Source organism: Sphingomonas sp., from assembly GCF_035910975.1.
In the GTDB taxonomy this organism is placed as follows: domain Bacteria; phylum Pseudomonadota; class Alphaproteobacteria; order Sphingomonadales; family Sphingomonadaceae; genus Sphingomonas.
In genome coordinates, this window is record NZ_JAMHWM010000007.1 from 174,296 (window position 1) to 197,970 (window position 23,675).

Consider the following 23,675-nt stretch of genomic DNA (forward strand, 5'->3'; position numbering starts at 1 on the left):
AATGGTTTAGTGAACGGTTCCGTCCACGTCCTCGCTCGCCAGCAGCACGATCAGCCGCTCGATCTGGCGCCAGCGCGCGAAATGGGTGGCGTTGCCCTGGTCACGGCTGCGCTCGGCGCGCGCGGCCGCCTCGAAGCCGGCGTCGTCGCCGAACGCGGCGATCAACGCGGCGGCGTCATCCACCGCGCGGCGATCGGCAAGATAGGGAAGCGGGGCGGCAAGGCCATCGTCGATCATCATCGTCGCGCACAGTTCCAAACCGCGTGCCAGATCGCACACCGCGGCCCGTTCCGCCGATCACGACGGTTAACGCGAAAACTCGCGCCGTCCCGCCGATCCCGCGACGGGACGGTGGCGTCCAGCCTCGGGACATGGCACAGGCGCGGCACGATGCCCGCCCCCGCCCCCCTTCCGCCCAAGCGCCGGCCGATCGGCCCCGGCGGCCCGTTCGTCCTCGCGCTGTTCGCCGGCGTCATCATCGGCCTGATCTACGGCCAGCCGACGATCGGCTTCCTCGGCGGCCTGGCAACGGGCATCGCGGTCGCCCTGCTGATCTGGTTGCGCGACCGGACGTGACGTGACGCATGTTCCCCGGCGGAGACCGGGGTCCAGTCACGGCAACACCCGCCTTCAGGGCGCCGGGGCCGGCCTTGGCCTCCGCCGGATCGATTGAAACGGCTCCGACGTCTGACGGTGCTTCCTACAGCCGCCGGATCAACTGCACGACCCGGCCCAGCACTTCGACCTCGTTCAGCGCCGCGCGGCGTTCGGGGGCATTGTCGCTGACGATCCGCCAAGCATCGCCATCGCGCCGCAGCCGCTTGGCGAGCAGTTCGTCGTCCAGCCGCAGGACCCAGATCGCGCGATCATCCCCCGGCACGCAGCGGCCGCGATCGACCAATATGCGGTCGCCATCGTGCAGGGTGGGCTCCATCGACTGGCCCGCCACGTCGAGGATCGCGGCATCCCCCGCCCGGATGCCGAGCCGGTCGAGATCCTCGGCCGCATAGCCCGCGCTCGCCACCGCCCGCTCGTCGATCGCGAAGCGCCCCGGCCCGGCGGATACCGCAAGCGCCAGCCGCGGCACCCGCACCATCGCCGCCGGCTCAGGCCCCCCCAGCGCGCTGTCCGCCACGCCCAGGAAGGCGGCGAGCAGCCCGCGCTCGCGCTCCGGTAACAGCCGGGGCGTCCCACGCCTCAGATATTGCTGCATCCACGCCGAGTTCCGCCCCGCCACGCGTGACAGCGTGGCGAGCGTCGCGCCCTCGCGCGCGATCAGCGCCGTCAGCGCGGCGCGTTGCCCGGCTTCATCCATGTCGCCGCCATAGCTGTAGGAAAATTCCTAGACAAGTTGGATTTAGAACATTTCAAGAACAAAAGGCAGCGACTCGGGAGTGGAAGGGCAATGGCGATAGTGATGAAGGTGCGACGGTATCTGACACGCACGGGGATGGCGCCGACGGTGTTCGGGCGAAGCGCCGTCAACGATCCCCGGCTGGTGAGCGACCTGCTCAGGGGGCGCCAGCCGCGAGCCTCGATGACGGCGCGGATCGACGCCTTCATGACCGCGAACCCTGTGGGGCGGTCGTGAGCGCGCGGGCCGATGCCTCAAGGCTGCTCGATCGCGCGCTGCGAAGGTCGGCGGCGGATGCCGGATTGGCGATCGCGTTGTCGGAGAGCGGCTCGCGCCGCTGGGCGAGCGCGACTTTCGCCGGTTCGCGGCACCTGCTGGAAATCAGGCTGTCGACCTGTCCGACGGCCGGGGCGTGGCTGGAAGGGTTGCCGGAGGCCGACCTGCCGCTGCGCGGGCATCTCGTCGCCGACCTGATCGTGACGGAGCGTCGCGACGACGGCGCGGCGACCGTGGCGCAGGTCGAGGTGCTGACCCTCGAGGACGGCTGAGGGTCGAGCGACATTCAGGTCGGACACAGCCGAAAATGGCGTTAAGCGCGACCCGGATCGCAGCCTACTCCCGGTACGTGAGCACCGGGAGCGCACGGAGCCGCCATTCGCAGGCCGAGATGACCTGAATGTCGTTCGGACCTAGCCGGCCGCGCTGCGGCGCTCGTCCTTGGTGGCGTCGCGCTGGGCGACTCCGCGTTCGAGCCGGTCGAGCAGCGCGTGGATCGTCGCGTCGGTACGCGGTGCGGCGATCGGCGTGGCGCCCGCGATGGGCGCCGGGCGCGGCAGCTCGAACGCTTCGAAACGCTCGCCCTTCGCGTGGATCGCGACGCCGGTCCGCGGCGCCAGCTGCGCCAGCGGCCGCGCCGGATCGGCGGGCACTTCGGGAATCGCGTCAGGGTCGAAGGCGGCGAGCGGTGCGTCCAGATCACGCGGCAGATCGCGTTCGACCGGCGGACGCGCGGCCTTCACCGCCAGAAAGGGCGTACCCAGTTCGGCGCCGGCGTTGAGCGGCGCGCGTGGTGGCGCATCGGGGTGCGCGTCGGCACGGCGCAGCACCGGCACATTGGAATCCGGCGGAGCGGTCACACGCCTGGCCGTCAGTGCCGAGATACGCTCGCGAATGAACGCCGTTGCCCGAGATTTCGTCGACTTCGGGCGAGCCGGCACCGGTTCGTCGAGCACCTCGCGCAACGGCCGGCCGGACGGGCGCAGCGTCACCACGCCCTCGCCACCCAGCAGCAGGAAGGCGCCGAGCCACGCCGCCGCGCCGCCGGCACCGCCCAGCGTCATCGCCAGCGCGGTCCGCGCCGTCCAGCCGAGTGGCGGTTCCGCGGCCGGCAGCAACGCCGGCAGGCCGCTGTCGAGCACCGCGATCTCCAGGATGCCCTGCGGCACCAGCATGCACGCCAGCGCGATGCCGCCGCCGACGACGATGGCGAAGGCGGGGGCGAGCGGGATTTTCAGGCGGTCGGGGAGAAGCTGTGCGGCCATGAGGTTCCGTTTGCACCAGTTCGGATGATATTTTGGTAAACGCCATCGTAGCGGGCGACGTTGCTCGCCCAGTCGCGCTCCGCCTCGACGAAGGCGCGACCCCGCTGTCGCCGGCCGTCCCAGTCGGCGCGGTCCTCGAACAATGTGGCGACGCGATCGGCCAGGCTGGCCGGATCGTCGGCGGCAAATAATGTGCCGGTATCGCCGTCGCGAATCAGTTCGCGGTGGCCGCCGACGTCGGACGCCGCGACCAGCCGGCGCTGCGCCATCGCCTCCAGCGGCTTCAAGGGCGTCACCAGGTCGGTCAACCGCATGTGCTTGCGCGGATAGACCAGCACATCGATCACGCCATAATAACGCTCGACCTCGCCATGCGGCACGCGGCCGACGAAGTGGATCGCTTCGGCCACCGGCGACGCCGCCGCCTGCGCCCTGAGCGCGCCTTCGACCGGCCCACCGCCGACCAGCACCAGCTTCAGCCCCGGCCGCCGCGCGACCAGCGCGGGCATCGCCGCGATCAGATCGTCGAGCCCTTCGTAATCGTAGAAGCTGCCGATGAAGCCGATCGTGTCGCCCGCCAGCCCCAAACCGGCGGCCAGCGCATCGTCGCGCGGCGCCGGCGCGCCGAACAGCGTCAGATCGACGCCGTTGGGCGACACCATGATCTTGCCCCCGTCGATGCCGCGCCCGATCAGGTCGCCGCGCAGCCCCTCGCAGATCACCGCCGCCGCGTCGGCCTGACGCACCGCGAAAGTCTCCAGCGCGCGGGTCGCCCGATAGCGCGCCGATCCCTCGCGTCCCGTCCCGTTGCCGACGGCCGCATCCTCCCAGAAGGCGCGAATTTCGTAGAGCAGCGGAATGCCGCGTCGTTTCGACACCAGCAGCCCGGCCAGCGCGTCGATCACCGGCGAATGGGCGTGGAGTATGTCGGGGCGGAACTGATCGACGACCTGGCCGATGCGCTGGGCGAACCGGACGATCTCCCACGCCTCGCCCACAGGCGCAGGCAGGCGGCGGGGCAGCGGAGTGCGGTGGAAGTCGATCCCGTCGATCGTCTCTCGCGGCACCCGCGCGTCGCCGTGGCGCGGCCCGGTGACCGCCGCGACGACATGCCCGCGCCGCATCTGCGCCGACAGGATCGCACGGGTGCGAAAGGTGTAGCCGCTGTGCAGCGGCAGGCCGTGATCGAGGAGGTGGAGGATACGCATCGCAGGTCCGGCCATGGCACGCCGGTGTTTAACGCCGCGTCAACCGCCCGGGGCTACACCCCCGCCGGTGCAACAGGCCGACCAAAGACCATGATCGACAATCTCTCGCTCGGCCTGACGCACGGGCTGATGATGCTGGCCGCCTGGTATCTGCTGCGTCGGCCCGACCTCGACCGCGAGCGCACGTCACGCGACGCCGCCGAACCGCAGAAGCGTTCGCGCTGGGGCCGCCGCGATGCGTGATCTCGCCTTCGTCGGCTTCCTCGCCGCGATCCTCGCGCTCGGCTTCCGCCGGCCGTTCCTGTTCGTGCTGACCTATGTCTACATCGATATCGTCTCGCCGCAGCGGCTGACCTATCTGCTGCTCAACGCCGTTCCGATTTCGGCGATCGCGGTCGGACTCGCCATCCTCGCCTGGGCGGCGGTGGACGACAAGCGCGATACCCGCATCGCCCCGCGCCAGGGGCTGTTGCTCGTCCTGCTGCTCTACTGCTGGTACTCCACGGTCCACGCCGATTTCCCGGTCGATGCGGTGTTCAAATGGGAATGGGTGTGGAAGGCGCTGGCCTTCGCCATCTTCCTGCCGCTCACCCTGCGCACCCGGCTCAGGATCGAGGCGCTGTTGCTGTTCATGATCCTGTCGGCGGCGTCGATCATCATCGTCGGCGGCATCAAGACGGTCGCCTCGGGCGGCGGCTACGGCCAGCTGGCGCTGATGGTGGACAACAACTCCGGCCTCTATGAAGGCTCGACCATCTCGATGGTGGCGATCGCGATCATCCCGCTCATCCTGTGGTTCACGCGCTTCGGCACGATCTTCGTTCCGGACTGGCGGGTGAAGACCTTCTGCTCCGCGCTGATCTTCGCCTGCCTGCTGATCCCGGTCGGCACCTCGACCCGCACCGGCCTGTTGTGCATCGGCCTGCTCGCCCTGCTGATGCTGCGCGAGACGAAGCGGCGGGTGCTGTACCTCAGTCTGATCGGCGTCGTCGGGCTCGCGGCCATCCCGTTCCTGCCCTCCACCTTCACCGAACGGATGGGGACGATCAAGACCTACCAGGCCGACGCTTCCGCCTCGACCCGCCTCGCGGTGTGGAAATGGACGCTCGACTATGTCGGGACGCACCCGTTCGGCGGCGGATTCGAGGCCTATCGCCAGAACAGGATCGCCTACGACAAGGTCTCGGTCGCCGGCGACAAGAACAACGCCACGGTCGAACGCGAGTTGGAGACCGATCAGGGCCGCGCCTATCACAGCGCCTATTTCGAGATGCTGGGCGAACAGGGTTGGCCGGGTCTCGCCATCTGGCTGGCGATCCAGTTGGGCGGCCTGTTCCGCATGGAAGTGCTCAGGCGCCGCTATGCAAGGGAAACCGGCGATCTCGCCTGGGTCGCGCCGCTCGCCGGGGCGCTCCAGAACGCGCAGTTCGTCTACCTGCTCGGCGCCGCCTTCATCGCGGTCGCCTTCCAGCCCTTCATCTACATGCTGATCGGCGCGCAGATCGGGCTCGACACCTATGTCGCGCGCAAACGCCGCGAGGCGGGATGGACGCCGATCGGCCGCAAGCGCGCCGCACCCGCACCGGCCCCGGCATGACCACCCGCCGCGAACTCGCCGCGCTGACCAGCGTGCGCGGTATCGCCGCCTGGGCGGTGGTCCTCTATCACATCCGCCTGTCGGCGGACTGGCTGCCGAACGGGCTCGTTTCGATGCTCGCCAAGGGGTATCTGGCGGTCGATTTCTTCTTCCTGCTTTCGGGCTTCGTCATCTGGATGACGTGGGCCGATCGCCTGCGGAGCCGCGGGCTGGCCGAGCTGCCGGCCTTCCTGCAGAAGCGCGTCGCGCGCATCTGGCCGCTCCATGCCGTGGTACTGGCGGGGGGCGTCGCGCTGGCGCTGCTGCTCGCGGCGACCGGACGGCACGACGCGCGCGAATTTCCCTTCGCGGAACTGCCGCTGCACCTGCTGCTGATCCAGAACTGGGGATTCACCGACGCGCTGGCGTGGAACGATCCGGCGTGGTCGATCTCTGCCGAACTCGGCGCCTACCTCCTGTTCCCGCTGCTCGCGCTGGCGATCGACTGGCGGCGGATGCCGGCCTGGGCCGTAATCTCCGCGATCGCGGCCGGGGGCGTGCTGCTGGCGAGCATCTTCGCCGCGGCCGGCGCTCCGACGCTGGGGCACGAGATCGCCCGGCTCGGGCTGATCCGCTGCGTCATCGAATTCGCGATGGGGACGGCGGTGGCGGCGCTGTGGCTACGCTGGCGCGACCGGCCGGTGCTGCCCGCCCTGTCCGCCACCGCTGTCCTGACGCTGCTCGGCACGATGACGATAACAGGATTGATCCCCGAAGCGCTCGGCGTGCCGCTGGCCTTCGCCGCCCTGCTGCTCGCGCTGGCGCTGACCAGCGGGATGCGCGGCAACCCGCTGGAAGGGCGTGCGCTGCACTATCTCGGCGAGATCAGCTACGCGACCTATCTCGGCCATTTCCTGCTGTGGTTCGCCTTCAAGCTGGCGTTCGTCGACGATGCCCATGCGGTGCCGCCGACGCTGACCGCGCTGTACCTGCTGCTCGTCCTCGGCAGCTCGATCGCGCTCTACCATCTGATCGAGCGGCCGGCGCAACGCGCGATCAACGCGATCCGCCTGCGCCGGCCACGGCCCGCCTAGGCGACCACCTTCCCCAGCGGCCCGCCAACCCTCCCCCGCACTCTGCATTTCGGAACGGATCGACAGCCCGAGCATTGGCAGCGTCGTTACGAGCGAGGAACGAGCGTGGCGCGGATTGCCTATTGCGACGACAGCGAAGCCGGCATCACCCGGCGAAAGATGCGCCACGGCTGGGGCTATTGGGATGCCGCCGGCGCGCGCATCACCGACCAGGAGGAGATCGACCGGCTGAACGGCGTCGGCCTGCCCCCCGCCTATCGCGACGCATGGTTCTGCCCCAAGCCGAACGGCCATATCCAGGCGATCGGCTGGGACGAGAAGGGCCGCAAGCAATATCGCTATCACCCCGATTTCCGCGCCCGGCAGGAAAGCGCGAAATATGAAGGCTGCGCGACGTTCGGCCGGCTGCTGCCCAAGCTGCGCGCGCGGGTGGAGAGGGACCTGAAACTGCGCGGACTGAGCCGCGAAAAGGCGGTCGCCGCCGTCGTCCGGCTGCTCGACCTGGGCCATATTCGCGTCGGCAACGAAGGCTATGCGCGCGCCAACAGGAGTTTCGGCGCAACCACCCTGCGCTGCCGGCACGCCCAGGTGGTGGGCGAAAAGCTGAAGCTGAAATTCCGCGCGAAATCGGGCAAGGAAAAGGTGATGACCGTCACCGACCGCTCGCTCACCCGCTTCGTGCGCAAATGCCACGACCTGCCGGGCCAGCATTTGTTCCAGTGGCTCGACGAGGAAGGCGCGCCGCACCCGGTTTCATCGAGCGACGTCAACGAATATATCCGCGACGCAATGTCCGACGATTTCACCGCCAAGCATTTCCGGACCTGGGGCGCGAGCGTGCTGGCGTTCGAGGCGCTGGCCGGCGCGGACGAGGATATCGGATTGAATGCGATGCTGGCCCCGGTGACCGAGGCGCTGGGCAACACGCCCGCCATCGCCCGCAAATCCTATGTCCATCCGATGCTGGTCGAACTCGCCAGGTCGGGCGACCAGCAGGCGTTGCGCAACCGGCCGCTGCCCCGCGCCACCGCCCATCTCAGTCGGGCGGAGCGCGCCCTGATCGCGCTGCTCGACGCTACCGCCCAGGAGAAGCGCGAGTTGAAGCTCGCCGCATGAGTCTATGAGCAACACCACCAACGCCGCCGACGCGCCGAAACTGACCGGCGACGCCGCCCAGGCCCATATCCAGAGCCTCTGGACCGACGGGATCGTCTGGCTGCAGCACAACTGGCTGCAGATCGCCATCGCGATCGCCATCGCCACCGCGATCACCTTCGCGCTGATGTTCGCGCGACGGATGGGGCGCAAGCTGTGCGAGCGGCCGTCGCTGGCCGGCGGATGGGGGCTGGTGCTCGGCCGCACGATCGCCAGGACCAGCAACTTCTTCATCGTCATGCTCGCGGCCAAGCTGGTGGAGGGCTATGCCGACACCCCGCCGGCGCTGACGACGACGATGACCTTCCTGTTCACCGTCGCGGCGGTGTTCCAGGCGGCGATCTGGGCGCGCGAGCTGATCCTGGGCGGGATCGAGCACCGCATGACCGGGCAGGACCATGCGACGCTGGGCAGCGCCTTCGGCCTGATCCGGCTGCTCGTCACCTTCGCGCTGTTCGCGGTCGCGCTCATCGTCGTGCTCGACAATCTGGGCGTCAACGTCACCGGCCTGGTCGCGGGCCTGGGCGTCGGCGGCATCGCGATCGGCCTCGCCGCGCAGGGCATCTTCGCCGATCTGTTCGCGGCGCTGGCGATCATCTTCGACAAGCCGTTTCGCGTCGGCGACGCGATCACCTATTCGGGATCGTCGGGCACGGTCGAGCAGATCGGCCTGAAATCGACCCGCGTGCGCAGCGCGACGGGCGAGCAGAAGATCATCTCGAACAAGAGGCTGCTCGACAACGAGATCCTCAACAACACCCAGCGCGACTATCGCCGCATCTCGTTCACGCTGGGCGTGGTGCAATGGACCGGCGTGGAGGTGATGGAGGCGCTGCCCGGCATGATGAAGGCGATCGTCGAGCAATATGGCAAGCGGTTCGTCCGCGCGGGTTTCACAGCGTTCGGCGCGTCGTCCTACGACTTCACCGTCGAGTTCGATTCGCCCGGCCCCGCCTTCCAGGATGCGTTCGACGCCCGGCACCAGATCGGCCTGGCGATCATCCGTCGGCTGAACGAGGAGGGCATCGAGCTCGCCTATCCGACCCAGACCGATTTCACCGCGGCGCCCGACGGCGGGCTGATCTATCCCTACCCGCGCAAGGCATCGGCCGAGAAGGCGGGCCACAACATCTCCGATCCGATCCGCGCCGACGATACCCACGGCGTCGATGCCGACAGCGGATCGGCGGTCGACCAGGACTGATCGAGTCGCCGAACAGGGTTCGCAAGCCCCGGCGGGGCGGGTTTAGAACTTTGGGTCCGGTGACTCGGGGCGACGGCACGGCCTGATGGCGGGTGATCCTGCGGGGCGAGGTGTCATTTTCGTAAATCCGGTCTAGCGCGGGCTTGCGAATCCGCCGCTTCGCCGTTTAGGGGGATGAGGAGCGCCGGTGCGCCAAGCCTTGCGAGAGGAACTGCCGTGACCACGATCACCATCCAGGAGCGCAGCGGCCAGATCGGCCAGGAGGACGTGTCCGACTGGGTCGAGGTATCGCAGGAGATGATCGACAAGTTCGCCGACGCTACCGGCGACCACCAGTTCATCCACGTCAATCCCGCGATGGCAGCGATGACGCCGTTCGGCGGCACCATCGCGCACGGCTTCCTCACGCTGTCGCTGATGCCGCTGCTGGCGTCGAAGACCGAGCAGCCCCAGATCGCCGGTGTGCGGATGGGCGTGAACTACGGCGGCAACAAAGTACGGTTCCTCCAGCCCGTCCGCTCGGGCAAGCGCGTGCGTGGCCGTTTCAAGCTGCTCGAACTGGTCGAGAAGCGCCCCGGCCAGTGGCAGCAGACCAATGAATTCACCGTCGAGATCGAGGGCGAGGACAAGCCCGCGATGATCGCCGAATGGATCAGCCAGATTTTCGTCTAACCCCGTCATGCCAGCGCAAGCTGGCATCTCATGCCGCAAACTCGCGGCCCGAGACCCCGGCCTTCGCCGGGGTGACGCAAATCAGGAGATTTGCATCATGCGTTCCGCCGTCATCGTCTCGACCGCCCGCACCCCGATCGGCCGCGCCTATCGCGGCGCGTTTAACAACCTGCCGTCGCCAACCCTCGCCAGCCACGCGATCAAGGCCGCGGTCGCGCGTGCCGGGATCGAGGGGGCCGAGGTCGACGACGTGGTGTTCGGATCGGCGCTGCAACAGGGGCACCAGGCCGGCAACGTCGCGCGCACCTCGCTGCTGCGCGCGGGACTGCCCGACACCGTCTCCGGCATGTCGGTCGATCGCCAGTGCGCGTCCGGCCTGATGGCGATCGCCACCGCCGCCAAGCAGATCGTCGGTGACCGGATGGACGTGACGATCGGCGGCGGCGTGGAAAGCATCTCGCTGGTCCAGACGCCGCAGATGCGCATCGCGCCGGATCATGAATTGCTGGCGATGGTGCCCGACATCTACATGCCGATGCTCCAGACCGCCGAGGTGGTCGGCCAGCGCTATGGCATCTCGCGCGACGCCTGCGACGAATATGCCTTCCAGTCGCAGCAGCGCACCGCTGCCGCGCAGGCCGCCGGCAAGTTCGACGACGAGATCGTGGCGGTCACCGCGACGATGAACGTCGTCAACAAGGAAACCAAGGAAGTGACCCAGAAGGAGGTCACGCTGGCGAAGGACGAGGGCAACCGCGCCGACACCACGCTGGAGGGGCTGAAGTCGCTCAACCCCGTGCTGCCCGACGGTTCGGTCACCGCCGGCAACGCCAGCCAGTTGTCCGATGGCGCGTCGGCCAGCGTGCTGATGGAGGAATCGCTCGCGTCGAAGCGCGGCCTGACCCCGCTCGGCCGCTATGTCGGCATGGCGGTGGCCGGCACCAAGCCCGACGAGATGGGCATCGGCCCGGTCTTCGCGATCCCCAAGCTGCTCGAACGCTTCGACCTGAAGATGGAAGATATCGGCCTGTGGGAACTGAACGAGGCGTTCGCGGTGCAGGTGCTGTATTGCCGTGACAAGCTCGGCATTCCGAACGACCTGCTCAACGTCAACGGCGGCTCGATCTCGATCGGCCACCCCTATGGCATGACGGGCGCCCGCTGCACCGGCCACGCGCTGATCGAGGGCAAGCGGCGCGGCGCGAAATATGTCGTCGTCACGATGTGCGTCGGCGGCGGCATGGGCGCGGCCGGGCTGTTCGAGGTATTGTGAGCTGAAGGACCTTCCCGGTTGGGATATCCGAGCATTTCTACCAAAGTCATTTGTTCTTTCGATCTGGGCTTCGACCGTGGCAGCGGTTGAAGCCCAAAATCATTTGAGCCCCGGCTGACAGGCCAGGCCTCGCCCGCGTGCCGCCTGTGACGCGCTACGTCGATGATTCTCGCCGCCAAAGTCACGAAGGCAAAGGGCGCACCCAGGATCAGGCACATTCCTACGATCGGGGCCAGCGCCGGTCGTCCCGGCTCACCGGCAAGCGTGCGAGGGCACTCATGACAGCCCGTAACGCAGCCGATCGGGTGACCGGGGGAAAAATCATACCGATGCCGGGGGGGGGGGGGGAATCGCTTGAGCCGATCCACGAAAAACGGCTGATTTCTGCGAATGGTGACCCCTACGGGAGGGGTCTGAGCAGAAATCTGACTAACAAAATCAACACCTTATCGGGCGCTGAATGATCCGAACGTAGCAGTTTTGTAGCACTATATCGTTCGAACAAGCAGCCTACAATCGATGCCTGAAACGGTCAACCGACGGCACGTTGCTTGGTGATCGATGGGATCAATGTCGATCCTGGAAGGCGCAGGGGTGACATCAACCGGTCGCCTAAGTAGGCATGTTACGCGGCAGCCCGCTGGCGCATTCCTTCCTCTCGGCGATCGATCCGGCTCATCATCCGGGCTGGTCGCTTATGCAAAGGCGCTCGGACCGAATTGCTGTTGATCATGCTCGTCTTCCTGCCGTTCGTAGCGGCGCTAGCGATCGCGACGGCCTCCGATAGGTCGCGCGGCAGTCATGCCGTGATCGCGGGCGGTGCTAGTGTGATCGGGCTGGCGATCGTGACGGCTCAAGCGTTCCAACCATCGCAGCAGGTTGTGGTCAGTTGGGCACCGGCGCTGGGGCTGAACCTGACGATCATGGCCGATCCCCTTGGCCTGTTCTTCGCCGGGCTCATTCTGGGCATCGGCCTGCTCGTCGTGATCTACGCGCACGGCTACCTCGGCAAGGAGGAGCCGACCGGGCGGTTTCTGGCGTTTCTGATGCTGTTTCAGGGCGCGATGGTAGGGATCGTCCTGTCAGGCAACGTGCTGATGACGCTGGTGTTCTGGGAGCTGACCAGTCTGGCCTCATTCCTACTGATCGGTTTCTGGCGCGACCGGGCCGATGCGCGACAGGGCGCGCGGATGGCGCTGGCGGTGACCGGCGGCGGCGGGCTGGCGCTGATCGCCGGGCTGGTGCTGCTGGGACAGGCGGCGGGATCCTACGACCTCTCAACGATCCTGGCGCGCGGCGACATGGTGCGGGCGTCGCCATTCTATGGGCCGATGCTGGCGCTGATCCTGATCGGGTGCTTCACCAAGTCGGCGCAGTTCCCGTTCCATTTCTGGCTGCCGCACGCGATGGCGGCGCCAACGCCGGTCAGCGCCTATCTCCACTCGGCAACGATGGTGAAGGCCGGCGTTTTCCTGATCGCGCGGTTGTGGCCGGTGCTGGCGGGCACCGACGCGTTCTTCTACGCGGTCGCGACCACCGGGCTGGTGACGATGGTGTTCGGTGCGGCCGTCGCGCTGTTCCGCACCGATTTGAAGGCTATCCTCGCCTATTCGACGATCAGTCAGCTGGGGCTGATGGTCATGCTGCTCGGCTTTTCAACTGCCGTCGCGGTGGTGGCGGCGGTGTTCCACATCCTGAACCACGCCACGTTCAAGGCTGCGCTGTTCATGAACGCCGGCACGATCGACCATGAGACCGGCACACGCGACATCACCCGGCTGGGCGGGCTGGCGCGCCTGATGCCGGTCAGCGCGGTGCTGGGCACCTTGGCCGCAGCGGCGATGGCGGGATTGCCGCCGCTCAACGGGTTCATTTCGAAGGAGATGATGCTCGAACAGGCGTTGCACACCGGGTGGGCGGGGCAGGACTGGTTGGTGCCGCTGTTGGCGGCCGTCGGTGCGACGCTGTCGGTCGCTTACTCGCTGCGTTATGCGGTGCTGATCTATTTCGGACGGGCGCGCGGTGAGACGCCCAAGCTGGCGCATGAGCCGGGCGCGGCGATGACGGTGCCGCCGGTGGTGCTGGTCGCCTTGGTGGTGGCGATCGGGCTGTTGCCGATGCCTCTGGCCGGGCCGCTGGTGATGGCGGTGGCAAGCGCGGTGATCGCCGGACCCGCGCCCGAGACGCATCTGGCTCTGTGGCACGGGATCAACCCGGCGCTGGGCGCGAGCCTGATCGCGGTGGTCGGCGGTGCGGTACTGTTGTGGCGGCTGGCACCGCTGGCGGCGGCCCATGCCCGCGCCGCCCTGCCCGATGCGAAGCGGCTATTCGACGTGAGCGTAGCAGGCGCGGTCGCCGCCGCGCGGCGCATAACGACCGCGCTGCACGTGCCGTCGCTGCAGCGTGCGCTGTTCGTGACCTTCGCGGTCATCGTCGTGCTGGGCGTGGAGGCGATCGTCACCGCACCGGTCGGACCAGGCACGCGCCCGCCGCTGCCGGCGACGCCGGTCGCCCTTGTCGCGTGGGCCCTCCTGGTGGTCGCGACGGGGGCGGTGGTCGCCAGCCATCGCCGCCGCTTCGTCGCGCTGATCCTGGTCAGCGTCGTCGGGCTGGTCATCGCGCTTGGCTTCGTCCACTTTTCCGCCCCCGACCTCGCGCTCACCCAAATCGCGGTCGAGGTGGTGACGATCCTGTTGCTGCTGCTGGCGCTCAACATGATGCCCAAACGCCCGCCGCGCCTGTCCACCACGCCGCACCGCGTCCGCGACGGCCTGGTCGCGGGCGTCGGCGGCGTACTGGCGGGCAGTGCGGCCTGGGCGTTCCTGCGGCGCAGTCCGCCCGATCCGATCAGCGCGTTCCACTGGGCGAACAGCTATTCAGGCGGCGGCGGCACCAACGTCGTCAACGTGACGCTGGTCGATTTCCGCGCCTTCGACACGCTGGGCGAGATCATCGTGCTGGGCGTCGCGGGCCTCGTCATCTACGCGCTGCTGGAAACGGCGGCCCGCGGCGCGGCGGGGCGGCGGCTGCGGGCTTGGCGTGAAGATACGCCGCATTCGCCCGAGCGGCATCCCGTCATGTTCGTGATGGCGACCCGCATCCTGCTGCCGCTGGCGCTGCTGGTCGGCAGCTACATCTTCCTGCGCGGCCACAACCAACCCGGCGGCGGGTTCATCGCCGCGCTGCTGTTCGCCATCGCCATCCTGCTCCAGTTCCTTGCGTCCGGCTATGACTGGACCGATGCGCGCCGCCGCTTTGGCGAGCACCAGATGATCGGCTGGGGCGTGTTGATCGCGGTGGCAACGGGCGCGGGCGCGTTCGTATTCGGGCGGCCGTTCCTGACTAGCGCGTTCGGCTATGTCCATGTGCCGCTGGTCGGCGAGGTCGAACTGGCGACCGCGATCCTGTTCGATCTGGGCGTGGCATCGGTCGTGGTGGGCGCGGTGCTACTGACGCTCGCGCAGCTCAGCCACGTCGCCCAACGTGCCGCTCGCGCCGTCGATGAAGCTGGGGAGGACGCGGCATGACCATGGAATTGCTGGTCGCGAGCGCGATTGGGGTGCTGGTCGCGGGCGGCATCTACCTGACGCTGCGCGCACGCACGTTCCAGGTGGTGCTGGGGCTGACCCTGTTGTCCTACGCGGTCAACGTCTTCCTGTTCGCCGCCGGCGGGCTGGTGGTCGATCAGCCGCCGATCTGGGGCAAGGACGTCGCGCAGCATACCGACCCGTTGCCGCAGGCGCTGGTGCTGACCGCGATCGTCATCACCTTCGGCATGACCGCGCTGACCGTGATCCTGTCGCTGCGCAGCTTCCTGGAAAGCGGATCGGACCATGTCGACGGCGATGCCGACCCGGAGGATGCGGCATGACGGGCCCCGGCTTGCTGGTTCTGCCGGTGCTGATACCAGCGATCGTCGCGCCGCTGACGCTGCTGTTCTACCGGCGACGGCACCGGCTATCGATGGCGATCTCGGTCGCCGGTGCCGTCGCCATGCTGGCCGCCGCGATAGCGTTGCTGGTACAGGCGCAGGACGATGCGATCCGCAGCTATGCGATCGGCGGCTGGATCGCACCGTTCGGCATCGTGCTGGTCGGCGACCGACTGGCAGCGATCATGCTCGTATGCGCGGCGTTGCTTGCCTGTATCGTGCTGGGCCATGCGTTGCTGACGAAGCTCGACCGCAAGGGCTGGCATTTCCACCCGCTGTTCCATTTCCAGCTGATGGGGTTGAACGGCGCCTTTCTGACCGGCGATCTGTTCAACCTGTTCGTGTTCTTCGAGGTGCTGCTGATCGCCTCCTACGGCCTGATGCTGCATGGGCAAGGGCCGGCGCGGCTGAAGGCGGGCGTCGCCTATGTCGTGGTCAATATCGTCGGGTCGTCGCTGTTCCTGATCGCGCTGGCGATGCTCTACACCCTGACCGGCACGCTCAACATGGCGGACATGGCCGTTCGGTCGGCGCAGGTGCCGGCGGCGGATGGCGCCCTGTTGCGCGCGGCAGGGCTGATGCTGGTGACGGTATTCCTGCTCAAGGCGGCGGTGGTGCCGCTGCATTTGTGGCTGCCGCGCACCTATGTCGCGACGGCCCCGGCGGTCGCGGCACTGTTCGCGATCATGACCAAGGTCGGCGTCTACGCGCTGATCCGGATCGTGCCGCTGGTGTTCGGGGCCGAAGCCGGCGCGGCGGCATGGGTGCCGGCGCCGTGGCTAACCCCGGCCGCGATCCTGACGGCGGCGATCGGCTTCGTCGGCGTGCTGGCGGCGAAATCGATCCGCGAACAGGCGGCATTCGCGGTGGTCGGCTCGACCGGCACGTTGTTGCTGGCGGTCGGTGCGTGGCAGCGCGAGGCAATGGCGGCGGCGCTGTTCTACATGGTCCATGCCGTCTTCGCGGGCGCCGCGCTGTTCCTGGTTGCCGACGTGCTGCGCCGCCGGTGCGGGGAATATGCCGACATGGCGGTGCCCAGCCCGCGGTTCATGGGGCAGGACGCCGTCGCCGTCCTGTTCATGCTGACGGCAATCGCGGCGGTGGGCCTGCCGCCGCTGTCGGGCTTCGTCGGGAAGCTGTTCATCCTCCAGACCACTGCGGAGGCTGCGCGTGGGGTCATCTGGACCCTGATCCTGACCACCACGTTCATCGGCGTGGTCGGCTTTGCGCGGACCGGCAGCCTGTTATTCTGGAAGCCCGCACCGGCCGATGCGCCGTTCCATCCGATCGAGCGCGATCGCGGCGGCCTGATAGCGCCGGCAGCGACGATCGTCGTGCTTTCCGCACTGACCCTGGCGGCGGGCTGGGGCACGCGCCAGACCGAGGCGGCTGCCACACAAATATTTGCGCCCGACCGTTACGTCGCCGCCGTGCTGGGGGGTGAGCGATGATCCGCCGGCTGCTTCCGCATCCCGCGCTCAGCATCCTGTTGGGCGTAGTCTGGCTGCTGATCTCGAACAGCGTGACGGTGGGCAGCATATTGCTCGGGGCCGGCTTCGGTATCGTGCTGCCGATCTTCACCGCCGCCTTCTGGCCCAACCGGCCACGGCTCAGGTTCGGGCGCGCGATGGCGGCGTATCTGGCGATCGTGCTCTACGATATCGTCGTCGCCAATTTCCAGATCGCTTGGCTGATCCTGTTCCGACGTAACGCCGCGCTGCGCCCGGCCTGGCTGGTGGTGCCGGTCGAGCTCACCAGTCCCGAGGCGCTGACGATGCTGGCCGGCACGATCAGCCTGACGCCCGGCACGGTGACCGCCGACACATCCGCAGGCGGGCGGCACCTGCTGGTCCACGCGCTCGATGTCGCCGATCCGGCAGCGGAGGTCGCGCGGATCAAGCAGCGTTACGAGGCGCGGCTGGCGCGGATTTTCGCATGATCGCCGCCGCACTCATCTTTGCCTTCGCCTGCGTCGGCCTCGCGCTGGTGCTCAATCTCTGGCGTCTGCTGCGCGGACCGACGATTAGCGACCGGGTGGTGGCGCTCGACACCATGGTCATCAACGCGATCGGGTTGATCGTGCTGATCGGTATTCGCTATGCCACGCAGACCTATTTCGAGGCGGCGCTGCTGCTGGCAATGGTCGGCTTCGTCGGCACCATCGCCTATTGCAAGTTCGTGCTGCGCGGGGACATTGTCGAATGACCGGGCTGGTCGAAGTGCTGATCGCCGCTCTGGTCGTGCTCGGCGGTGCGTTCGCGCTGATCGGCAGCTGGGGGTTGGCCCGCCTGCCTTCGATCATGGAGCGGCTGCACGGGCCGACCAAGGCCACGACCCTGGGGCTCGGCGCGCTGTTGATCGCGTCGATGCTGTTCTTCACCGTCGTGCAGCGGAAATGGTCAGCGCACGAGCTGCTGATCACGCTGTTCCTGTTCCTGACCGCGCCGATCGCCGCGAACATGATCGCCAAGGCCCATCTGCATCGTGCCCGCCAGAACATTGATGGCGAACGGTTCGGTCCGGCCGGCGATCCGCCCCGGCCGGACGCTGACGCCGATTGGGCGGCCTTCGACGGCGACACAGACGGCGAGACGGGTGTTGCCGAAACTTGAGGCGCTTACCCGCGCCAGAACCGCGGGATGAACAACACTAGCACCGTGAACAATTCGAGCCGGCCGAGCAGCATCGCCACGCCGAGCAGCCACTTCGCCGCCGCCGGGAGGCTCGCGAAATTGCCGGCGGGTCCGATCGTGTTGCCCAGCCCGGGTCCGACGTTCGCGAGCGCGGTCGCCGCGCCGCTGGCACTGGTGATGAAATCGAGGTCCAGTGCCATCAGTGAGATCGTAAGCGCGGCATAACAAAGAAAGAAGACGGCGAAGAAGGCGACCACTGAATTGACGACCTCATCGTCGAGTTGCCGAGCCCCGTAGGATCGTGGAAAAACGCCGCGCGGATAGATGAGCCGCAGGAAATGGGTGCGCAGCATCACGGCCATGACCTCGAAGCGAAAGATCTTGATACCGCCCGAGGTCGATCCGGTGCAGCCGCCGATGAATGTCAGGCCGAAGAATAGGCCGATCACGACATTGCCCCACAGCGTATAGTCCGTCGTGGCGAACCCCGTCGTCGTGACGACCGAGACGACGTTGAACGCGGCATGCCGAAACGCGGGCTCGAGCGGATATCGACCCGTTATCGTGAGATAGCTGCCGAGCAGGCCGATCACGATGGCCAGAAAGATCAGCAGCGTGCGCACCTGCCGATCCCAGACCGCGCTGCGATCGCCGGCAATCAATCGCACATAGAGCACGAAAGGAATGCTGCCGGACAGCATGAACAAGGTCGCGAACCACTGGATGCCGTTCGCCTCCCACGTGCCGAACGAGCCGTCCGAGGTCGAGAAGCCGCCGGTCGCGACCGAACTGAGTGCATGCGCAACGGCATCGAACGGGATCATGCCCGCCAACCAGTAGACCACCGCCGCCAGCGCGGTGAGGCCGACATACACTCCGGTGATCGCCCAGGCGATCTGGCGAACCCGTGGCATGACCTTTTCCGAACGATCGGACGATTCGGTGCGGAACAGCTGCATCCCGCCGATGCCAAGCGCCGGAAGGATCGCAATCGCGGTCGCGATGATCCCGATGCCGCCCATCCATTGCAGCAGCGCGCGCCACAGCAGCATTCCCGGCGGTGCCTGCTCCAGCCCCGACAGCACGGTGGCGCCCGTCGTCGTGATGCCGGACGCGGCCTCGAAAAAGGCATCGGCGGCACTTCCGGCGACGATACCGTAGCGCGCGAAGTAGAACGGCAGCGCACTGACCGCGCAGACGCTGAACCAGCTCACCGGCGTCAGCAGGAAAGCCTGTCGCAAGGTAAGGCCGCTCGCCACCGTGCCGCGTCCCCACCAGGACAGCAGACCGCCGACGGCGCTGGACAAACCCGCTGCCACGGCGAACGCCTGCCAGTCCGGGTTGTGCTGGACCACATCGATGATCAGCGGGAATACCATCATCGCCGCAGTCGCGAGCAGGACCTGGCCGACCAGATAGGCTACCGGCCGCAGCTGTCCGGTTCTCGGCGCGTTCGTAACCGGGCCGGCGAGCGCGCTGCTCATGCCGCCGTCCGCTTGCCGCCGCCCAACAGCGATTCCGCGAGCCGCAGGGCGTTGTAGGTGACAAGCGCCACCACACGGTCCCCGGTCTGAAGCTCCGTGTTACCGGTCGCGATCATCGCCTCGCCATCGCGAACAACCGCGCCGATCCGCATCCCCTGTGGCAGACCGAGCGCATCAATGGGTCGACGCAGCAGCTTCGAGTCGGGACCGATCTGAGCCTCGATCACTTCACCAAAATCTTCGCGCAGCGTGTAAAGCGCCATGATGGCACCGTGGCGGACGTGCCGCAGCACGGTCGAGATGGTCACGGCGCTGGGACTGACGACGGCGTCGATGCCTAGCGTTGGAATAAGCCCTTCGTAGGAACGCTTGTTCACCAACGTGATGGCGCGGCGACATCCGGCCCGTTTCGCGAGGACCGACGCGAAGATATTGGTTTCATCGTCGTTGGTAACCGCGACGATCGTGTCGGCGGTCGCAACCTGTGCCTGCTCCTGGACGTCGCGATCCAGGACGTCCCCGCGGAGCACCACGGCGGCAGTGCCGAGTTCGCGGGCGGAATGTTCCGCCCGCGCCGCGTCCTGCTCGATCACCTTGATGTCGATGCGGGGCGATGACTGGCTCAGGCCGCGTGCCAGGTGAAGCCCGATGTTCCCTGCACCAATGATGATGACGCGGCGAGCGATCCGCTCGCGGTGGCCGAACGCTGCCATCACGGCCTCGACCCGATCGGTCAGCGCGATCACATAGAGGTCGTCGCCCAGTTCCAGACTGTCATCGGCATCCGGCACGAAGCAGCGTTCGCCCCGCACCACAGCCGCAACCGTCATGTCACCGGCTTCCGCCAATTCGGCGATGCGACGCCCGACCATGGCACAGTTGGCTTGATCGGCGTGGATGCCAAGCAGTTCGACCTTGCCGTCAGCCATCGGCACCATGTCGAAAGCACCCGGGGTGCGAAGGCGATGCGCGATACCCTCGGCGATCTCGATCTCGGGCGAGATGATGACGTCGATCGGCAGGTGCTCGGCCGCATAGAGGCCGGTCTTGTCCTGCGCGAGATAGCCGGTGTGCCGCAACCGGGCGACGCGGCGCTTAACCTTGAACAGCGAATAGGCGACCTGGCAGGCCACCATGTTGACCTCATCGGAGCGGGTCACGGCGATCAACATGTCGGCGCCTCGCGCGCCGGCCTTGTCCAGCGCGCTTGGATGGGAACCATGCCCCAGCACGCCGCGAACGTCGTAGCTTTCGTCGACCCGGCGGATCTGATCCGCGTCAATGTCGATGACCGTGACGTTGATACCCTCCGACGCAAGATGGCGCGCAATGGTGGTGCCGACCTGGCCGGCCCCACAGATCACTACTCGCATGCACGCATCTCCAGTTCCGACAACCCCGCGGGCGGTCATTAGATGAGCGGCTGTCAGGATTACAGGGCTGTCGAGCGGGCAATCGGCTTCGGCGGGAGCGATCGTGAAGTCGAAGGACTGACGATCGGATCGAAGAATGCAACCGCGGGTTGACCGCGGATCCGGTCCATGGCCCATCGGGCGCGATTGGCGCTCGCCGCAAGATGCTCACCCCGACAGAAAGTCCCATCGGCCCTATGGATAGCTTCATCGCCGTCATCAACGATCACCGTCCGCTGCTGGGGCTGGTCTTCATCGTCGGCCTGTTCGTGGCCTTCGCCAGCGAACGGCTGCCACCGGTCACGGTGGCCATTGTCGGCGCGGTCGCGATGATCGCGTTCGGCTGGCTTACGCCCGATCTCGTCACGCGGGCGTTCAGCAATTCAGCGCCGATCACGATCGCAGCGTTCTTCGTCCTGTCCGGGGCGTTGGTGCGGACGGGCGCGATCGAGGCTCTGGCGAGCGCCATCGTCCGCCGCGCCGAAAAGGCGCCCCGGCGGACGACCATGGAAATGCTGACCGGCGCCGGCATCGCACCCGCGTTCATCAACAACACGCCGGTCGTCATCATTCTCATCCCGCTGGTCCGCCGCCTGGCCAAGGCGGTCGGCATTCCGGCCACGCGGTTGCTGATCCCTTTATCCTATCTGTCGATTTTGGGCGGCACGCTGACGCTGATCGGCACATCGACCAACCTGCTGGTCGATGGGGTCGCGCGAGCCAACGGCCAGCCAGGGTTCGGCATCTTCGACATCACCGGCGTCGGGCTGGTGGCGATGGCGGCGGGGGTCGCGACGATGCTGGTACTGGGACCGCTGTTGCTGCCGGCGCGGCCGGACAACGATATCGCCGACCGGCACCGGCTGGAATATCTGACGGAGCTGGCGCTGACCGAGCAACTGCTGGAGAAGGCGACGACGATCGGCGAGCTGTCGTTCCTGAAGCGCGATGCGGTGCGGTTGGTCGCGGTCAGGCGGGGAAGCGCGCTGCTGCGCGATCTGCCGACCGATACCGCGCTGGAAAGCGGCGATCGGCTGGTGGTCGCGGCGTCAGCGGAAGAGATCGACAGCCTCGCGCGCAGCCATGCGGTCGTGGTCGGGCTGCAGAATGTCGGCCAGCCGATCCGGTTGGCGGAGGACGAGCGGGCCGATGGGGTGCGGCTGGTCGGCGTCACCATCGCGCCCACCCACCCGACGATCGGCGGGCAGCTGCGCGCGATCCCGTTCCTATCGAACCTGCGCGCGCGCGTGCTGGGGATCGGTCGCGCGCGGCACTTGCCGGGACCGGACCTGGGCAGCGTCCGCCTGCGCGCCGCCGACAGCCTGCTGGTCGCGGCCGACGCGAGCGCCGTCGCCGCGCTGGACGAGAACACCAATCTGATCGCCGAGGATACCAGCCACGTCCGCCCGTTCCGCCGCCGCCGTGCGCCGATCGCGATCGCGACGCTGGCGGCGGTGGTCGCCCTGGCCGCGGCGGGGATCGCCCCGGTGCTGTCGCTGGCCCTGATCGGGGTCGGCATCGTGCTGATCGCCCGGTGCCTGGACCCGGAGGAAGCCTGGGCCTCGCTCGACGGCAGCGTGCTGGTCCTGATCTTCGCGATGCTCGGGATCGGCAGCGGGCTGGAGGCGATCGGCACGGTGAAGCTGGTGGTGGATGCGGTCGCGCCCTGGCTGAGCGGCCTGTCGCCGCTGATGCTGACGATCGTGCTGTACCTGCTGACGTCGACGCTGACCGAGACGGTGACCAACAATGCCGTCGCGGTCATCATGACCCCGATCGCGATCGGCCTGGCCCAGGCGACCGGGCACGACCCGCGGGCGCTGATCGTCACCGTGATGTTCGCCGCCTCGGCCAGTTTCGCGACGCCGATCGGTTATCAGACCAACACGATGGTCTATGCCGCGGCGGACTATCGCTTCGCGGACTTCCTGAAGATCGGAATCCCGATGAACCTGATCGTCGGGCTGGCCACCTGTGTCGCGATCAACATGCTGATCGCGTGATACCGGGCGGCGTGCCGGTCTGAACCCGGTACATTTTTTCAGCGGCCATTGAACCTTTCGTGCCCGGCAGCGCACCTTGTCGATACGATGCGCGTGGAACCGACCTCATCCGCCAAATGGCGCCGTTCGCTCGACGAATATTGCGTCGTCGCGGCGCAGGCTGGCGATCGCGCGGCTCTGGCCCAGCTGGCCGAGCGCTGGCACCGCCGCCTCGTCGCCCATGCCTGGCGGCTGACCGGCGACCGCGACGCTGCGCACGATATCGTCCAGTCGGCCTGGATCGATATCGCGCGTGGTCTGGCGCAGTTGCAGGACGAGCGCGCGTTTCCGGCATGGGCCTATCGGATCGTGACGCGCCATGCCGGGCGGCGGATGGCGCAGGACACGGGCTCCCGGCAGCGATTGGCACCGCTGGATGACGAACTGGCCGACCCCGCACCCTGTGATGGCGAACAGGCGGCGGACCACGCCAGCCTGCGCGCCGCGGTCGCCGCATTACCCGCCATCCACCGCGCCGCCGTGGCGCTTCATTATTTCGAGGAACTGAGCATCGCCGAAACCGCGGTGGCGCTCGGTATCCCGGCCAACACCGTGAAGACGCGCATATTCCATGCCCGCCGGGCACTGCGCACCAAATTCGAAGGAGGACAGGATGCGTGATCTGGATGACGACACGATCGATGCCGCGATCGTCGCGGAGGAGGCCGCGTTGTTGCGGGCCATCGGCGAGGAGCCGGGATATCTGACCCAGGCGCGCAGCATCTTCAGCGGGGGCACCGGCTGGGTGAACGTGGTGCTGATGGTCGCCCAGACCGGATTGTTCGTCGCGGGCGTGTATTGCGGATGGCACTTCTTCCAAGCGAATGCGCCGCTGGAGGCCTTGCGTTGGGGTTTTCCATCGGCCGTGCTGCTGCAGATGTCGCTGGCGATCAAGCTGTCGCTCTGGCCGGCGATCCACGCGAACCGCGTGCTGCGGGCGATCAAACGGCTGGAGATCGAGTTGCAGCGCAACTGACCGGCAATGGTGCGAATCGGGCGTCTTTACGCTCTCCTTATGCCGCCAGCCGATGATCCACATGGCACCTTAACGCAGGCTTATCGCATCTGACGATCCGCCACCGCCAGTCCGGCCGGT

General features: G+C 67.5%; 25 protein-coding genes. 19 read left to right on the forward strand and 6 right to left on the reverse strand.

Features of this window, described 5'->3' with window-relative positions:
• Nucleotides 1-6: 6 nt before the first annotated feature.
• Nucleotides 7-279: a hypothetical protein gene (locus VYI76_RS02390; protein ID WP_443018885.1), complete on the reverse strand. Its 273-nt coding sequence runs from the start codon at nt 277-279 to the stop codon at nt 7-9.
• Between the two features lie 111 nt (nt 280-390).
• Here VYI76_RS02390 and VYI76_RS02395 point away from each other — a divergent pair, with 111 nt between their 5' ends.
• Nucleotides 391-576, forward strand: a complete 186-nt coding sequence (locus tag VYI76_RS02395; RefSeq protein ID WP_326523171.1) for a hypothetical protein — start codon at nt 391-393, stop codon at nt 574-576.
• A 124-nt stretch (nt 577-700) separates the two neighbouring features.
• On the opposite strand, the gene VYI76_RS02400 is transcribed toward VYI76_RS02395, so the two are convergent.
• Nucleotides 701-1,315: a S24 family peptidase gene (locus VYI76_RS02400; RefSeq protein WP_326523172.1), complete on the reverse strand. Its 615-nt coding sequence runs from the start codon at nt 1,313-1,315 to the stop codon at nt 701-703.
• 102 nt (nt 1,316-1,417) lie between these two features.
• Here VYI76_RS02400 and VYI76_RS02405 point away from each other — a divergent pair, with 102 nt between their 5' ends.
• Entirely contained in the window at nt 1,418-1,591 is a 174-nt protein-coding gene (locus tag VYI76_RS02405) for a hypothetical protein (protein ID WP_326523173.1), read from the forward strand.
• A complete protein-coding gene (locus tag VYI76_RS02410; protein ID WP_326523174.1) occupies nt 1,588-1,902 on the forward strand; it encodes a hypothetical protein in 315 nt (104 codons plus the stop codon). The genes VYI76_RS02405 and VYI76_RS02410 overlap by 4 nt, the downstream gene beginning before the upstream one ends.
• Nucleotides 1,903-2,043: 141 nt before the next feature.
• On the opposite strand, the gene VYI76_RS02415 is transcribed toward VYI76_RS02410, so the two are convergent.
• Both VYI76_RS02415 and VYI76_RS02420 read right to left on the reverse strand, forming a co-directional pair.
• A complete protein-coding gene (locus VYI76_RS02415) occupies nt 2,044-2,895 on the reverse strand; it encodes a hypothetical protein (protein ID WP_326523175.1) in 852 nt (283 codons plus the stop codon).
• Entirely contained in the window at nt 2,865-4,103 is a 1,239-nt protein-coding gene (locus VYI76_RS02420) for a TIGR04063 family PEP-CTERM/XrtA system glycosyltransferase (RefSeq protein WP_326523212.1), read from the reverse strand. Before VYI76_RS02420 ends, VYI76_RS02415 begins: the two co-directional genes overlap by 31 nt.
• A 90-nt stretch (nt 4,104-4,193) precedes the next feature.
• Between VYI76_RS02420 and VYI76_RS02425 the strand changes: the two genes are divergently transcribed.
• The 13 genes from VYI76_RS02425 (at nt 4,194) to VYI76_RS02485 (ending at nt 17,620) form a co-directional block, all read left to right on the forward strand.
• Nucleotides 4,194-4,346: a hypothetical protein gene (locus VYI76_RS02425; RefSeq protein WP_326523176.1), complete on the forward strand. Its 153-nt coding sequence runs from the start codon at nt 4,194-4,196 to the stop codon at nt 4,344-4,346.
• Nucleotides 4,339-5,700, forward strand: coding sequence for a putative O-glycosylation ligase, exosortase A system-associated (locus VYI76_RS02430; protein ID WP_326523177.1), 1,362 nt, complete (start codon nt 4,339-4,341; stop codon nt 5,698-5,700). The genes VYI76_RS02425 and VYI76_RS02430 overlap by 8 nt, the downstream gene beginning before the upstream one ends.
• Nucleotides 5,697-6,773: an acyltransferase family protein gene (locus VYI76_RS02435; RefSeq protein ID WP_326523178.1), complete on the forward strand. Its 1,077-nt coding sequence runs from the start codon at nt 5,697-5,699 to the stop codon at nt 6,771-6,773. The genes VYI76_RS02430 and VYI76_RS02435 overlap by 4 nt, the downstream gene beginning before the upstream one ends.
• Before the next feature lie 159 nt (nt 6,774-6,932).
• Nucleotides 6,933-7,889 carry a DNA topoisomerase IB gene (locus tag VYI76_RS02440; RefSeq protein ID WP_326523213.1) on the forward strand — a complete coding sequence of 319 codons (957 nt, stop codon included), beginning with the start codon at nt 6,933-6,935 and terminating at the stop codon, nt 7,887-7,889.
• A 4-nt stretch (nt 7,890-7,893) separates the two neighbouring features.
• Nucleotides 7,894-9,132 (forward strand): mechanosensitive ion channel family protein, encoded by a 1,239-nt coding sequence (locus VYI76_RS02445; RefSeq protein WP_326523179.1) that lies wholly within the window; start codon nt 7,894-7,896, stop codon nt 9,130-9,132.
• Between the two features lie 216 nt (nt 9,133-9,348).
• The gene (locus tag VYI76_RS02450) at nt 9,349-9,804 is read left to right on the forward strand and encodes a MaoC family dehydratase (protein WP_326523180.1); all 456 of its coding nucleotides are present in this window, start codon (nt 9,349-9,351) and stop codon (nt 9,802-9,804) included.
• Nucleotides 9,805-9,901: 97 nt separating this feature from the next.
• Entirely contained in the window at nt 9,902-11,077 is a 1,176-nt protein-coding gene (locus VYI76_RS02455) for an acetyl-CoA C-acyltransferase (protein WP_326523181.1), read from the forward strand.
• 731 nt (nt 11,078-11,808) lie between these two features.
• Complete coding sequence (locus VYI76_RS02460; RefSeq protein WP_326523214.1) at nt 11,809-14,604, forward strand: monovalent cation/H+ antiporter subunit A; 2,796 nt, start codon at nt 11,809-11,811, stop codon at nt 14,602-14,604.
• A complete protein-coding gene (locus VYI76_RS02465; protein WP_326523182.1) occupies nt 14,601-14,948 on the forward strand; it encodes a Na+/H+ antiporter subunit C in 348 nt (115 codons plus the stop codon). The genes VYI76_RS02460 and VYI76_RS02465 overlap by 4 nt, the downstream gene beginning before the upstream one ends.
• On the forward strand, nt 14,945-16,459 hold the full coding sequence (locus VYI76_RS02470) for a monovalent cation/H+ antiporter subunit D (RefSeq protein ID WP_326523183.1): 1,515 nt from the start codon (nt 14,945-14,947) through the stop codon (nt 16,457-16,459). The genes VYI76_RS02465 and VYI76_RS02470 overlap by 4 nt, the downstream gene beginning before the upstream one ends.
• Nucleotides 16,456-16,947 (forward strand): Na+/H+ antiporter subunit E, encoded by a 492-nt coding sequence (locus VYI76_RS02475; protein ID WP_326523184.1) that lies wholly within the window; start codon nt 16,456-16,458, stop codon nt 16,945-16,947. Before VYI76_RS02470 ends, VYI76_RS02475 begins: the two co-directional genes overlap by 4 nt.
• Nucleotides 16,944-17,213 (forward strand): K+/H+ antiporter subunit F, encoded by a 270-nt coding sequence (locus VYI76_RS02480; protein ID WP_326523185.1) that lies wholly within the window; start codon nt 16,944-16,946, stop codon nt 17,211-17,213. The genes VYI76_RS02475 and VYI76_RS02480 overlap by 4 nt, the downstream gene beginning before the upstream one ends.
• The gene (locus VYI76_RS02485) at nt 17,210-17,620 is read left to right on the forward strand and encodes a Na+/H+ antiporter subunit G (RefSeq protein WP_326523186.1); all 411 of its coding nucleotides are present in this window, start codon (nt 17,210-17,212) and stop codon (nt 17,618-17,620) included. Before VYI76_RS02480 ends, VYI76_RS02485 begins: the two co-directional genes overlap by 4 nt.
• Before the next feature lie 5 nt (nt 17,621-17,625).
• Here the strand turns inward: VYI76_RS02485 and VYI76_RS02490 are convergent, their stop codons facing one another.
• Together VYI76_RS02490 and trkA are read right to left on the reverse strand one after the other, a co-directional pair.
• Nucleotides 17,626-19,125 (reverse strand): TrkH family potassium uptake protein, encoded by a 1,500-nt coding sequence (locus VYI76_RS02490; protein ID WP_326523187.1) that lies wholly within the window; start codon nt 19,123-19,125, stop codon nt 17,626-17,628.
• Nucleotides 19,122-20,498, reverse strand: coding sequence for a Trk system potassium transporter TrkA (gene trkA / locus VYI76_RS02495; RefSeq protein WP_326523188.1), 1,377 nt, complete (start codon nt 20,496-20,498; stop codon nt 19,122-19,124). Before trkA ends, VYI76_RS02490 begins: the two co-directional genes overlap by 4 nt.
• Before the next feature lie 236 nt (nt 20,499-20,734).
• Here trkA and VYI76_RS02500 point away from each other — a divergent pair, with 236 nt between their 5' ends.
• From VYI76_RS02500 to VYI76_RS02510, 3 genes are all read left to right on the forward strand, one after another.
• Nucleotides 20,735-22,540 carry an SLC13 family permease gene (locus VYI76_RS02500; RefSeq protein WP_326523189.1) on the forward strand — a complete coding sequence of 602 codons (1,806 nt, stop codon included), beginning with the start codon at nt 20,735-20,737 and terminating at the stop codon, nt 22,538-22,540.
• A 93-nt stretch (nt 22,541-22,633) separates the two neighbouring features.
• Nucleotides 22,634-23,200: an RNA polymerase sigma factor gene (locus VYI76_RS02505; RefSeq protein WP_326523190.1), complete on the forward strand. Its 567-nt coding sequence runs from the start codon at nt 22,634-22,636 to the stop codon at nt 23,198-23,200.
• Nucleotides 23,193-23,555, forward strand: coding sequence for a DUF6768 family protein (locus tag VYI76_RS02510; RefSeq protein ID WP_326523191.1), 363 nt, complete (start codon nt 23,193-23,195; stop codon nt 23,553-23,555). The genes VYI76_RS02505 and VYI76_RS02510 overlap by 8 nt, the downstream gene beginning before the upstream one ends.
• The last annotated feature ends 120 nt before the right edge of the window (nt 23,556-23,675 follow it).